We start from the raw sequence: 13224 nt of genomic DNA on the forward strand, positions 1-13224 counted from the left end.
TTCGCCAAGACGCACGCCGCCGCCCTCCCGATCAATCAGGATTGGACGGCGGCGACGTGCGGGTTGATCAAACGAGCTGCGCGTGCAGCTCCTGAATGGGATAGACGACCAGCTCACCGCGGTTCTTGATGCCTTCCGCCGCGGCTTCGGCACCCCAGATCGTCGTGTAGATGGTAACGCGCGCGGCCAGTCCGGACGTGCGGATCGAGCGCGAATCGTTGATGGCCTGACGCTTCTCGTCGACCGTATTGATGATCAGCGCAATTTCCTTGTTCTTGATCATGTCGACGATGTGCGGGCGACCTTCGGTGACCTTATTGACCACCGAGACAGGAATGCCCGCCGCCGCAATCGATGCCGCCGTACCGCGCGTCGCGACGATGACGAAACCGCCTTCGTGCAGGTCACGCGCGACCTCGACTGCCTTCGTCTTGTCGGATTCCTTGACGCTGATGAAAGCCTTGCCCGAACTCGGCAGACGCACGCCAGCCGCCAGTTGCGATTTGAAGAAGGCCTCGGCAAAGCTGGCACCCACGCCCATCACTTCGCCGGTCGACTTCATTTCCGGGCCGAGAATGGTGTCGATGCCGGGGAACTTGGCGAAGGGGAAAACTGCTTCCTTGACCGAGTAGTAAGGCGGGATGACCTCGCCGGTGATGCCCTGATCGCGAAGCGAACGCCCGGCCATGCAGCGCGCGGCGATCTTCGCCAGCTGCAGGCCCGTCGCCTTGGAGACGAAAGGCACCGTGCGCGAAGCGCGCGGATTCACTTCCAGCACATAAACCTGATCGCCCTGGATGGCGAACTGCACGTTCATCAGACCGACGACGTTGAGCGCACGCGCCATCGCCTTGGTCTGGCGGCGCAGTTCGGCCTGCACGTCCTCGCCCAGCGAATACGGCGGCAGCGAACACGCCGAGTCGCCCGAATGCACGCCGGCCTGTTCGATGTGTTCCATGACGCCGCCGATGATCACTTCTTCGCCATCGGACAAGGCATCGACGTCGACTTCGCAGGCATCGTTGAGGAAGCGGTCGAGCAACACCGGCGAGTCGTGCGAAACCTTCACCGCCTCGCGCATGTAGCGCTCGAGGTCTTTCTGCTCGTGGACGATTTCCATGGCGCGGCCACCGAGCACGTAGGACGGACGCACAACCAGCGGATAGCCGATTTCCTCGGCCAGACGCAGCGCATCGGCCTCGGTACGCGCAGTGCGGTTGGGCGGCTGCTTGAGGCCCAACTCGTGCAACAGTTTCTGGAAGCGCTCGCGGTCTTCGGCGGCGTCGATCATGTCCGGGCTGGTGCCGATGATCGGCACGCCGTTGGCTTCGAGCGCCAGCGCGAGTTTGAGCGGCGTCTGACCGCCGTACTGGACGATGACACCGACCGGCTGTTCGACGGCGACGATCTCGAGCACGTCTTCGAGCGTCAGCGGCTCGAAGTACAGGCGATCCGAGGTGTCGTAGTCGGTGGACACGGTTTCCGGGTTGCAGTTGACCATGATGGTCTCGTAGCCGTCCTCACGCATCGCCATCGCCGCGTGCACGCAGCAATAGTCGAACTCGATGCCCTGACCGATACGGTTCGGACCGCCACCGAGCACCATGATCTTTTTCTTGTCGCTGGGATTCGCCTCGCACTCTTCCTCATAGGTCGAGTACATGTAGGCCGTGCCCGTGGCGAACTCGGCAGCGCAGGTGTCGACGCGCTTGTACACCGGGCGCACACCAAGAGAATGGCGAAGCTCGCGCACAGCCGCTTCACTGCTCTTCGTCAAATGGGCCAGACGGCGGTCAGCGAAGCCCTTGCGCTTCAGGAAACGCATTTCTTCGGCCGTCAGCGACGCAAGATCGCGCTCTTCGAGACGCAGTTCAAGGTCGACGATTTCCTGAATCTGGGCGAGGAACCACGGGTCGATCTTCGTCAACTCATAGACCTTGTCGAGCGTCATGCCGACACCGAAAGCGTCGGCGACGTACCACAGGCGGTCGGGCGACGGGCGCGCCAACTGCTCATCGATGGTCGCCGGATCGACGGTTTTCAGGTTGAAGCCGTCGACACCGACTTCGAGGCCGCGCAGGGCTTTTTGCAGCGATTCCTGGAAGGTGCGGCCGATCGCCATCACTTCGCCGACCGACTTCATCTGCGTCGTCAGCGTCGAATCGGCCTGCGGGAATTTCTCGAAGGCGAAACGCGGCACCTTGGTGACGACGTAGTCGATCGACGGCTCGAACGATGCCGGCGTCTTGCCACCGGTAATTTCGTTGGCCAGTTCATCAAGGGTGTAACCGACGGCCAACTTGGCCGCCACCTTGGCGATGGGGAAGCCGGTCGCCTTGGAGGCAAGCGCCGACGAGCGCGACACGCGCGGGTTCATCTCGATGACGATCATGCGGCCATCAGCCGGATTGATCGAGAACTGGACGTTAGAGCCACCGGTATCGACACCGATCTCGCGCAACACCGCGATCGATGCGTTACGCATGATCTGGTATTCCTTGTCGGTGAGCGTCTGCGCCGGCGCGACGGTGATCGAGTCACCGGTGTGCACGCCCATCGGATCGAGGTTTTCGATCGAGCAGATGATGATGCAGTTGTCCTTGCGGTCGCGGACAACCTCCATCTCGAACTCTTTCCAGCCGAGCAGCGACTCTTCGATCAGCAGTTCGCGCGTCGGGCTGGCTTCGAGACCGCGCTTGCAGATCTCGACGAACTCTTCCTGGTTGTAGGCGATTCCGCCGCCGGAGCCGCCCATGGTGAAGGAGGGACGGATGATCGCCGGGAAGCCGATCATGGCCTGCACCTGCTGCGCCTCCTCCATCGAGTGCGCGACAGCCGAGCGGGCGGAGCCAAGACCGATCTTGGTCATCGCCTGCTTGAATTTTTCGCGGTCTTCCGCCTTGTCGATGGCGTCGCGTGAAGCGCCGATCATTTCGACGCCGTACTTTTCGAGCACGCCGTTACGCGCCAGATCGAGCGCGCAGTTGAGCGCCGTCTGACCGCCCATGGTGGGCAGCAGCGCGTCGGGACGCTCGCGTTCGATGATCTTCTCGACCACCTTCCAGGCGATGGGCTCGATGTAGGTGACATCGGCCATTTCCGGATCGGTCATGATCGTCGCCGGGTTGGAGTTAACCAGAATGACCCGGTAGCCCTCCTCGCGCAGCGCCTTGCACGCCTGCGCGCCGGAATAGTCGAATTCACAGGCCTGACCGATAACGATCGGGCCGGCGCCGATGATGAGAATGCTTTTGAGGTCGTCGCGCTTAGGCATTTTCCGCCTTACTGTCTTGCATCAACTTGATAAAACGGTCGAAGAGGTACGCCACATCGTGCGGCCCTGGGCTCGCTTCCGGGTGCCCCTGGAACGAGAAGGCCGGCACGTCAGTCCGCGCCACGCCTTGCAATGAACCGTCAAAAAGAGAAACGTGCGTCGTCCGCAGGTGAGCGGGCAAACTCGTCGCATCCACCGCGAAGCCGTGGTTCTGGCTGGTGATCAGCACCTGTCCGGTATCGACATCCTTAACCGGGTGGTTCGCCCCGTGGTGACCGAACTTCATCTTCACGGTACGCGCACCCGACGCCAGGGCCAGCAACTGGTGGCCGAGGCAGATGCCGAACACCGGCAAACGGCGCGCCAGAAATTCGCGGATGGCCGCTACCGCATACGTGCAAGGCTCGGGATCGCCGGGGCCATTCGACAGGAAGACGCCATCAGGAGCCAGCGCGAGCACATCGGCGGCTGGCGTCTGCGCCGGCACAACGGTCACGCGGCAACCGCGCTGCGTCAGCATCCGTACGATATTGCGTTTGACGCCAAAGTCGTAGGCTACGACGTGAAAAGCCGCCGCAGGCGCCGGGCGATAGCCCTTGAGCGTCCATTCGCCGGCCTCCGCGCCATCGACTGTCGCCGAACACGCTGACCACTCGTAGGATTCGCGCACCGAGACGACCTTGGCCAGATCCATACCGGCCAGACCGGGGAAGCGGCGCGCCTCGGCAAGAGCGGTGGCCGCGTCGCGACCAGTGATGATGCAACCGGCCTGCGCACCTTTTTCGCGCAGCAGGCGCGTCAGGCGACGAGTATCGACGCCAGCGATGGCGACAACGCCGCGCGCCTTCAGATACGCGGGCAGCGTCTCCTGCAGGCGCCAGCTTTCAGCGCGCACAGGCAGATCGCGAATGACGAGACCCGCCGCATGATTGCCGGCCGACTCGAAATCTTCGTCGTTACAGCCAACGTTGCCGATGTGGGGATACGTCAACGTCACAATCTGACGGGAATAGGACGGGTCGGTCAGGATTTCCTGATAACCGGTCATGGCGGTATTGAAAACCACCTCGCCGCTGACACAGCCTTCGGCGCCGATAGAATAGCCACTAAAAATGGAGCCGTCGGCGAGAGCGAGCGTCGCGGGCGGCAAATCTGGATGCAGGGCGGGGGACGACGACACAAAACACTCCTGTTGAAGCGGCCGGGCGCTCTACCCGAGGTAACACTGGGCTTAGATGCGCAAAAGCGGAAGGGTTCGCAACCCTCCCGCTCACATCCAACCGGACGTCTGCATTATACCGAAAGCCCCCCCCTCCGGCAATTCCGCGCCCTCTTCGGCAGGCACCGAACACCGGGCGTTCTGACAAAAACGGCGCGTAAACGCAGTGTTTATGCCAGCATCAACCCACCTGCAACAACCGGAGTTCAACGCAGACCAAGGACGTCCTGCATGTCGTAAAGACCGTTCTTGCGCTCAAGCAGAAAGCGCGCGGCACGCAAACTGCCGACCGCATACGGATCGCGGCTTGCCATCTTGTGCGTGATCTCGACACGTTCGCCTTCGCCGCAATACATCACGGTGTGATCGCCGACGATATCGCCGCCGCGCACGACAGCAAAACCGATGGTCGCCGGATCGCGCTCACCCGTGACGCCCTCGCGTGCGAATACCGCGCAGTCGTCGAGCGTACGCCCGAGCGCCGACGCCACCACCTCGCCCATGCGCAAGGCCGTCCCCGATGGCGCGTCGATCTTGCGTTTGTGGTGCGCCTCGACGATCTCGATGTCGTAACCTTCATTCAGGATGCGCGTCGCCAGTTCAAGCACCTTGAACACTGCATTGACGCCAACGCTCATGTTCGGCGCGAACACCACCGGGATTTCCTGCGCCGCCTCGGCGATGGCCTGCTTGCCCGCCGCATCGAAACCGGTCGTACCGATCACCGCCGCCACGGAGTGTCGCCGACAAATCTCAAGATGGCGAAGCGTCCCCTCGGGACGCGTGAAATCGATCAGACAATCTGCCTGCGCAATACCCGCCTCGGCATCGCTGCTCACCCGAACGCCGGTTTGCAAACCCAAGGACTCACCGGCATCGCGACCGATCAGCGGCGAACCGGGCTGATCCAGTGCTGCGACCAGCGTTGCGCCGGAATCATTCAAGGTCGCCTTGATCAGCGCCAACCCCATGCGCCCGGAGGCACCGACAATTGCAATCTTCACTCTTAACCTCTCACAAACCGACGGTTTCCAATACCTTGCCGAAGAAGCCACGCTCCTCGACAGGAGGAGGCGCCGCCCCTTCGGGCAACGACCCCAGATCAATCACGCGCGATCGCACTTCCGGCTCCGCCCCCGAATCGCCGCCCTGCGCCGCCGCCACATCACCGCTCACACGAGCAAGACGCCCTTCCGCATCGAAAAACACCGAGAAGCGGCGCGTCTCGACGGTGGAATCGGCGCCCTTCTGCAAGCGATAGACGTAATCCCAGCGATCGGCATGGAACATATCGACCAGCATCGGCGTACCGAGAATGAAGCGGACCTGCTCCCGCGTCTGCCCCGGACGCAACTGGGCAACCATTTCCTGGGTCAGGACATTCCCCTGCTGCACGTCGATGCGATACTCGGTGACGAGTCGCGGCACATACGAACAGGCGGATAGCGTCGCCACGAGGAGCGCGGCGACAAGGGTTCGCGAAGACATCATGTGCAGAAAGATTCCGTAAAGTGTGGCGGGTCACCGCGTGACAACCGCAGACAAGTTAGCCGCGTCCGCCGCCACATCCTCGGCATCGGTCGCGTGCGCGCACAAAATCGGCGCCTGACGCGCCAGCACATCCGGCGCGGACAGTAAACTTCGCGCCGCTGACAGCGGCGGTTTTTATCTCATTGCTGCCGGTATATCATAACCGAAAACCCTGTGCAGGCACCCCGCGCCGGGCGCCGCACTGCCACGCAAAGGACACCGATGAGCAACCCCCAAGACCTGCGAAACCTCGGCCTCAAGGCGACAATCCCGCGCCTGAAGATTCTCGAACTCTTCGAGCGAAGCACGCAGCGCCACCTCGCCGCCGAGGATGTGCATCGACTGCTGCTGGCCGAAAACCTCGACATCGGACTGGCAACGGTCTACCGCGTGCTGACGCAGTTCGAGCAGGCCGGCCTGCTTGAGCGCCACCACTTTGAGTCAGGCAAGGCGGTGTTCGAGAAAAATGCCGGTTTGCACCACGACCACCTCGTTTGTATCAACTGTGGACGTGTTGAAGAGTTTTGCGACCCCGAAATCGAGCGCCGCCAAGCCAAAATCGCCAAGGAGCGCGGCTTCGCCATTCAGGAACACGCGCTCTATCTCTACGCCGAATGTCTTAAAAGCGACTGTCCGAACCGCAATGCAGACAAGCAAAGCAGCCTGACGCTCCGCGCTGGCGAAGTCGACGCCGCCGAACAGGCCGACGACTAGACCACCTGCTGCTTTCCCGCACCACGCCTTAGCCGCCCGGACGCTCGCCCCGCTGCGAGCGTTGCGCCCCTTCTTGATGGCTCGCCGACGGCAGCTGGTGCCACCCTCATCACCGATCCCACCGATCCACTTCCGCTGCTGAAGCTGCCCATGCTGTGCGAGCTTTGCGGCGTCGATACGCTCTCAGTCTGCGACACTCCCCATGGAAGCTTTCCTTACCTCCGGCCTGATCGTTGCGCTCGCCGAAATCGGCGACAAAACGCAGTTGCTCTCCTTCGTCCTGGCCGCCCGCCTACGCCGACCGGGCGCCATCATCGCCGGCATCTTCGTCGCCACGCTCGCCAATCACGGCCTCGCCGGCTCGCTGGGCGCCTGGATTGCCTCCTGGTTTTCACCGCAAACGTTGCGCTGGAGCACCGGCATCATTTTCCTCGTCTTCGCGCTCTGGACCTTGCGCCCGGACACTCTCGACGAAAACGACACACCGCAAGTCGGCAAGGCCGGCGCCTTCGTCACCACGCTGATCGCTTTTTTTCTTGCAGAAATGGGTGACAAGACGCAATTTGCGACCATTGCCCTCGCCGCCCGCTTTAACGACCTTGCCTGGGTTGTCGTCGGCACGACCCTCGGCATGATGCTGGCGAATGTACCGGCCGTCCTGCTGGGCGAACGGCTCGCCGGACGTCTGCCGCTCGACGCCATCCGCTGGACCGCCGCCGGCGTCTTTTCCATTACCGGACTGCTTACCCTGTTCTACGCCGGCTAAAGCCGGCCAAGGACTGCGCCAGCGCCGAAGCCTCTCGGCCTCCTCGTCGCATCAGGCGAAGAGGTCGACGCGCGCGGCGCCAGTGGGCGCCGATATCTGCTGCACGGCCGCATACGCAGCGGTTCCGGCCGCTCCGGCCGTTCCAGAGGCTGCGTTGGCCGCTTGCAAACGCTCGACCTCGCGCCGCGCCTCGGCCTCCATGCGCGAAGCGGTCGCCGCGACGCTTTGGTCCTGCGCCGAAGGATCGTTCGGCGCCAGCGCCGTGTTGCGGATATGGATGGCCTTCGGGATCGTCTCTTCGGGCGTACGCCCGGGCGAGGTATCGATCGACACTTCGCCCGATACTGCGTAATCCTTGCCATCCGGACCTTTCTGGTACTCGAAGGACGGCCCGCCCCTGACCAGATCGCGGCCAACGTTGAGGTGCGCCTGCTCATGCGCGCGCACCTGCCGGTCGACATCCGCGAGCTTGCTTATCTCGCGGCGCTGCTCTGGGGTCAGCGTATCGCCAGACGCAACCGAGCTACGAGAGGACGCGCCAGACGGCCTGCCGGAGGCACTGACGACTGCCGTCGTCGCTCGTATGAAATCCAGTGCAGAGGCTGAAGTCGCGCTTGAAATCATCGGCGCCAACCATGATCAGAGCATCGTTCCGGATAACGGCCACCCCGATGCCACGGGGCCGCCCTCTTTCTATCGTAGACGAGACGCTGCGCTCTTGCCCGTAGGTCAGTCCGTCGCGCCGGTTGTCAGCATTTCTTCGGCATGCTGACGGGTGATGGCGGTGATTTCGACGCCGCCCAGCATGCGCGCAATCTCTTCGACACGCCCCAAAGCATCAAGCGTCAAGAGGCGACTGCGCACACCAGACGCATCGTTTTCCTTGAGCACGCGCCACTGCCAGTCGGCACACGCTGCCACTTGCGGCAGGTGGGTCACGCACAGCACCTGACGTTCGCGCCCCAGTTCGCGCAGCAAGCGACCGACCACTTCGGCGACACCGCCGCCGATGCCGACGTCGACCTCGTCAAACACCAGCGTCGGCACCCGTGCCGCCTGACTGGTCACGACCTGAATCGCCAGGCTGATACGCGACAGCTCGCCGCCCGACGCCACTTTCGCCAAGGAGCGCGCTTCGCCGCCAGAGAGACCGGCGATGCGAAATTCAACCTGTTCGTCGCCATTGGCGCTGCCGCCCGAGACCGGCAGCAAAGCCACCTCGAAGCGCCCGCCGGCCAGGGCCAACTGCTGCATGACACGGCTGACCTCCGTTCCCAAGGCAGCCGCCACCGTGGCGCGGGATTCGGAAAGACGCTGCGCGAGCGTCGCATAGCGCGTCCGGGTTGCCGCAACGCGGGCGTCGAGTGCCGCCAGATCGGTCGTTTCGCCAATCTCGGCCAAGCGTTTTTTGGCCACCTCCAACAAGGCCGGCAAGCCCTCCGGGGTGACCCGATATTTACGCGCGCAATCCAGCGTGGCCTCGATGCGGCGTTCCACCTCGTCAAGACGCTGCGGATCGATGTCCACCCGATCGGCATAACGCCGCAGTATGGACGTCGATTCACTCAGATTGACCTGCGCGGAGCGTAATAGCTCCGCGGCTTCAGCCAGCGCGGGATCGACGTCCAGCAGCGCATCGACGCGCTCGACCGCCAAGTCGAGGCGCGAGGCGCTACCAGACTCGTCATCGGCCACGAGATCGAGCGCTGCACGCACACCTTCGATCAGACTCGTCGCGTGCGCCAAGCGCCGGTGCTCGGCATTGAGGGCACTCCACTCGTCGCCGGCAAAACCGAGCCGTTCAAGCTCACTGACCTGCCAATCAAGGCGTTCGCGCTCGGCGGCAAGCGCCTCGGCGTTCTCACCGGCGACCGCACGTGCCGATTCGGCGGCACGCCAGGCACGCCAGGCCTCGCCGAGTTCGCCGCGCAGCGCATCGAGATCGCCATGCGTATCGAGCAGGGCGCGTTGTGCGTCGGCACGCAGCAAAGACTGGTGCGCATGCTGCCCATGAATATCGACCAGCGCCTCGGCGACCTCGCGCAACTGTTGCAAGGTTGCGGGAGAGCCGTTGATGTAGGCACGCGAGCGCCCGCCGGCGTCCATCACCCGCCGCAAAAGGAGGCCCTCATCCGCGTCAAAGTCATTGGCGCGCAACCAGTCTGTAACGGTCGCCAAGGCGGCAAGATCGAACTCGGCCGTCACCTCGGCCCGCTCGCCACCGGCGCGCACCAAGCCTGCCTCCGCCCTTTCGCCGAGGACAAAAGCCAGGGCGTCGACGAGAATGGACTTGCCGGCGCCCGTCTCGCCCGTCAGCGTGCCGAAACCGCGCGCGGGTGCCAGATCGAGTCGATCAACGAGGACAAAATCGCGAATCGTCAGACGGGTGAGCATGGTCGTGGCGACGTATCAAAAAGCTAAAAAATGCGACGGTCAGAGGTCTTGCGGCCGCTCGCTCCAGTGCAGTTTCTCGCGCAGCATGGCGAAGTAACTGTAGCCCGGAGGATGCAGGAAACAGATGGCGTGCGACGAACGCCGGATGCAGACCAGATCGCCGATCTGCAAGTCGAACGTCACCTGACCATCAAGGTGGACACGCGACACCGTCGCCTGCTCGATGCGCACCGTGAGTTCCGCGCTATCGCCGATGATCACCGGGCGATTGGTCAGCGCATGCGGACACAGCGGCACCAAGGTCATGCCGGACACCTGCGGATGCAGGATCGGCCCATTGGCCGACAGCGAGTAGGCGGTTGAACCGGTGGGGGTGGCAACGATCAAGCCATCGGCACGCAGCTTGTAGACGAACTCGCCATCGATGAAGAGCGAGAACTCGATCATCCGGCCGACCGCGCCCTTGTCGACGACCACCTCGTTCAGAGCCAGACTGGCGCCGACCACCTCGCCATGGCGACGCACCTCGGCCTCCAGCAGCATGCGCGATTCAGGAACGAAACGCCCGGCCAGAAGGTCATCCACGCGCAGCATCATTTCGCTGTGCGCGATATCCGTCATGAAGCCCAAACGCCCTTGATTGATGCCGACCAAGGGCGTGCCGTAAGACGCCAGGAGGCGAGCGGCACCGAGCATGGTGCCATCACCGCCGAGCACAATGGCCACGTCGGCCCAGGCACCGATGGCATCGAAGTCGCCCGCCGGCCATTCGGCAAGCGCGCCATCGGCCGCCGAACACGCGGTGGCGGCCTCGATCAGGACGTCAACGCCGCGCTCCGTGAGATGACGCGCAAGACCTGCCAGCGACGCGGCAATCTCCGGGCTGCGGAACTTGCCGATCAGCGCCATCTTCCGCGGTACGCGCGGTGAATCGGCAAACGCGGGAGCCGGGAATTGTGTCATGGCTGGAATTAAACCACATGCCTCGCCCCGCGGAGGGGGCATTTTTTGTAGAATCGGCCCCCATGCTGGACGAACGCTCACGAACTCTCCTGAAAACCCTGATCGAACGGTACATCGCCGACGGTCAGCCGGTGGGTTCGCGCGCGCTCTCCAAATACTCTGGTCTGGAACTCTCCGCCGCGACGGTGCGCAACGTCATGGCCGACCTCGAAGAGATCGGCTTCATCACCAGTCCCCACACCTCTGCCGGACGTATTCCGACACCGCGCGGCTACCGGTTTTTTGTCGACTCGCTGCTCACCGTCCAACCGCTTGAGCGCGACAAGATCGAAGCCATCGAGGTGCGCCTGCACCCGTCTTCGTCGCAGCAGTTGATCAGCAATGCCTCACAACTGCTCTCCGGCCTGACGCACTTTGCGGGCGTCGTACTCACGCCGCGCCGCGTCTCGCCCCATATCCGGCAGATCGAATTCGTCGCTTTGTCAGAGACGCGCATCCTGCTGATCATCGTCACCGGTGACGGCGACGTGCAAAACCGCATCATCAACCCGGATCGCCCCTATTCGGCCTCCGAACTCGCCACCGCCGCCAATTACCTCAACCGCTATTTCGCCGGCCACGACCTCGAAGAAATCCGCCGCAATGTGAAAGATGAAGTCACGCGTCTGCGCGGCGATCTGCACGGACTCATGGCCGTGGCGCTCGCCGCCGGCGACGAAGCGCTGGGCGCAGGCGGCTCCGAATATATTCTCTCCGGCGAGCGCAACCTGCTTGATATAGAGGAATTCACCTCCAATATGAAGCGGCTGCGCGAGTTGTTTGACCTCTTTGAACACCGCACGGCCTTGCTGCAATTGCTCGATTTATCCAGTCGGGCGGACGGCGTGCAAATTTTCATCGGCGGCGAGTCGGGCCTCGCGCCGCTTGATGAATGCAGCGTGGTAACCGCGCCGTATGAAGTCGACGGTCGCATCGTCGGCTCGGTCGGCGTCATCGGACCAACGCGCATGGCGTATGAGCGCGTCATCCCCATCGTCGACATTACTGCCCGCCTGCTATCCTCCGCCCTCACCCAACAGGCCCATTCCTGATGCCCCGCTACATGACCGAACCCGCCGTCAAGCATGACGCCCCCTCGCATACCGCCATTCTTCTGATCAATCTCGGCACGCCGCAGGCGCCGACGACGAAGGCGGTCCGCGTCTACTTGCGCGAGTTCCTCTCCGACCCGCGCGTCGTCGAAACCTCGCGCCCGCTGTGGCTGATGATCCTCAACGGCCTCGTCCTGAACTATCGTCCGCAGCGTTCGGCGGTGAAATATCAGGCGATCTGGACGAAGGAAGGCTCGCCCCTACGCGTGCACACGCAGCGCCAGACACAGGCGCTGCAAAAGCTGCTTGACGATGCTGGCATGAAAGTCCGGGTCGCCCACGCCATGCGCTACGGGCAGCCGTCGATTCCGGAAGTACTCTCGCGCCTGAAGGAGGAAGGCTGCAACCGCATTCTCCTGCTGCCGCTCTACCCGCAATACTCGGCGAGCACGACGGCGACAGCCTTTGATACCGCTTTCTCCTGGGCGCAACTCTGCCGCAGCCTGCCGGAACTGCGCACCGTGCGCAGCTATCCCGATCATCCGGGCTACATCGCCGCCCTTGCTGCCAGCGTCCGCGAACACTGGGCGAAGCATGGACAACCGGGCGACGATTACCGCCTCGTCATGAGCTACCACGGTGTACCGCGCTCAACCCTCGAAGTCGGCGACACGACCTTCTGCGAATGCCACAAGACCAGCCGGCTTCTGGCCGAAGCACTGGACTTGCGCGAAGACCAATACACCGTCTGCTTCCAGTCGCGCTTTGGCAGCTCGGCCTGGCTGGAACCGTACACGACCGAAACCCTGAAAGCTCTGGGCGCTGCGCATGTCAAACGGGTCGACGTGATCTGCCCGGGCTTCGTCAGCGACTGCCTCGAAACGCTCGAAGAAATCGCGCTGGAAGGGCGTGACGACTTTCTCGCCGCCGGCGGTGAAGAATTCCACTTCATCCACTGCCTCAACGAGCGCGACGACTGGGTACGTGCGCTGGCGGAGATCGCGACGCAACACATGTCAGGCTGGCCCACCAGCGGCCCGCAATCGAGCGAAGAGATGGCCGAATGCCTGCGCCGTGCGCGTTGCATGGGAGCAAAACGCTAGACGCGACGTCCAAGCAAGGCGGATTTCAACCGCACACGGCAGAAACACCACAGACCGCTCGCTGCACCCGGCGTCGCCCTGTTTTTCCTCAGTTTTTCTTTGCTCCAGCATGGTACTTGGTGGCACAATTTGGCACCCCAAAATGGTGCGCTGAAGGGTGGTCATCGCGC

Annotated in this window: 11 protein-coding genes; 4 read left to right on the top strand and 7 right to left on the bottom strand. The window is 63.2% G+C overall.

The genetic code is table 11. The features are described 5' to 3' along the window. Window positions 1-67: 67 nt before the first annotated feature. From carB to GHK24_RS05250, 4 genes are all read right to left on the bottom strand, one after another. A complete protein-coding gene (carB, locus tag GHK24_RS05235) occupies window positions 68-3274 on the bottom strand; it encodes a carbamoyl-phosphate synthase large subunit (RefSeq protein WP_153470000.1) in 3207 nt (1068 codons plus the stop codon). Then, entirely contained in the window at window positions 3267-4454 is a 1188-nt protein-coding gene (gene carA, locus GHK24_RS05240) for a glutamine-hydrolyzing carbamoyl-phosphate synthase small subunit (RefSeq protein ID WP_340666106.1), read from the bottom strand. Before carA ends, carB begins: the two co-directional genes overlap by 8 nt. A 245-nt stretch (window positions 4455-4699) precedes the next feature. Next, a complete protein-coding gene (gene dapB, locus GHK24_RS05245) occupies window positions 4700-5497 on the bottom strand; it encodes a 4-hydroxy-tetrahydrodipicolinate reductase (RefSeq protein ID WP_167681353.1) in 798 nt (265 codons plus the stop codon). Between the two features lie 10 nt (window positions 5498-5507). Beyond that, entirely contained in the window at window positions 5508-5984 is a 477-nt protein-coding gene (locus GHK24_RS05250) for an outer membrane protein assembly factor BamE (protein WP_228384542.1), read from the bottom strand. Between the two features lie 261 nt (window positions 5985-6245). Here GHK24_RS05250 and fur point away from each other — a divergent pair, with 261 nt between their 5' ends. Both fur and GHK24_RS05260 read left to right on the top strand, forming a co-directional pair. Further along, the gene (fur, locus tag GHK24_RS05255) at window positions 6246-6737 is read left to right on the top strand and encodes a ferric iron uptake transcriptional regulator (protein ID WP_153470003.1); all 492 of its coding nucleotides are present in this window, start codon (window positions 6246-6248) and stop codon (window positions 6735-6737) included. A gap of 202 nt (window positions 6738-6939) precedes the next feature. Then, window positions 6940-7503: a TMEM165/GDT1 family protein gene (locus tag GHK24_RS05260; protein WP_153470006.1), complete on the top strand. Its 564-nt coding sequence runs from the start codon at window positions 6940-6942 to the stop codon at window positions 7501-7503. 51 nt (window positions 7504-7554) lie between these two features. Here GHK24_RS05260 and GHK24_RS05265 read toward each other — a convergent pair whose 3' ends face one another. From GHK24_RS05265 to GHK24_RS05275, 3 genes are all read right to left on the bottom strand, one after another. Continuing rightward, complete coding sequence (locus tag GHK24_RS05265; protein WP_153470009.1) at window positions 7555-8127, bottom strand: putative metalloprotease CJM1_0395 family protein; 573 nt, start codon at window positions 8125-8127, stop codon at window positions 7555-7557. A gap of 105 nt (window positions 8128-8232) precedes the next feature. Beyond that, the gene (gene recN, locus GHK24_RS05270) at window positions 8233-9897 is read right to left on the bottom strand and encodes a DNA repair protein RecN (protein ID WP_153470013.1); all 1665 of its coding nucleotides are present in this window, start codon (window positions 9895-9897) and stop codon (window positions 8233-8235) included. 39 nt (window positions 9898-9936) lie between these two features. Next, on the bottom strand, window positions 9937-10860 hold the full coding sequence (locus GHK24_RS05275) for an NAD kinase (RefSeq protein ID WP_153470017.1): 924 nt from the start codon (window positions 10858-10860) through the stop codon (window positions 9937-9939). A gap of 62 nt (window positions 10861-10922) precedes the next feature. Between GHK24_RS05275 and hrcA the strand changes: the two genes are divergently transcribed. After that, the gene (hrcA, locus tag GHK24_RS05280; RefSeq protein ID WP_153470021.1) at window positions 10923-11951 is read left to right on the top strand and encodes a heat-inducible transcriptional repressor HrcA; all 1029 of its coding nucleotides are present in this window, start codon (window positions 10923-10925) and stop codon (window positions 11949-11951) included. Further along, a complete protein-coding gene (gene hemH / locus GHK24_RS05285) occupies window positions 11951-13054 on the top strand; it encodes a ferrochelatase (protein WP_153470024.1) in 1104 nt (367 codons plus the stop codon). The genes hrcA and hemH overlap by 1 nt, the downstream gene beginning before the upstream one ends. Window positions 13055-13224: the final 170 nt, after the last annotated feature.

This window comes from Rhodocyclus gracilis (assembly GCF_009617575.1).
Lineage (GTDB): Bacteria > Pseudomonadota > Gammaproteobacteria > Burkholderiales > Rhodocyclaceae > Rhodocyclus > Rhodocyclus gracilis.

Coding starts and splice junctions, on each gene's coding strand:
- carB (WP_153470000.1), bottom strand. CDS start 3,274: ATGCCTAAGCGCGACGACCTCAAAAGCATTCTCATCATCGGCGCCGGC.
- hemH (WP_153470024.1), top strand. CDS start 11,951: ATGCCCCGCTACATGACCGAACCCGCCGTCAAGCATGACGCCCCCTCG.
- hrcA (WP_153470021.1), top strand. CDS start 10,923: ATGCTGGACGAACGCTCACGAACTCTCCTGAAAACCCTGATCGAACGG.
- GHK24_RS05250 (WP_228384542.1), bottom strand. CDS start 5,984: ATGATGTCTTCGCGAACCCTTGTCGCCGCGCTCCTCGTGGCGACGCTA.
- fur (WP_153470003.1), top strand. CDS start 6,246: ATGAGCAACCCCCAAGACCTGCGAAACCTCGGCCTCAAGGCGACAATC.
- GHK24_RS05265 (WP_153470009.1), bottom strand. CDS start 8,127: ATGATTTCAAGCGCGACTTCAGCCTCTGCACTGGATTTCATACGAGCG.
- GHK24_RS05275 (WP_153470017.1), bottom strand. CDS start 10,860: ATGACACAATTCCCGGCTCCCGCGTTTGCCGATTCACCGCGCGTACCG.
- GHK24_RS05260 (WP_153470006.1), top strand. CDS start 6,940: ATGGAAGCTTTCCTTACCTCCGGCCTGATCGTTGCGCTCGCCGAAATC.
- recN (WP_153470013.1), bottom strand. CDS start 9,897: ATGCTCACCCGTCTGACGATTCGCGATTTTGTCCTCGTTGATCGACTC.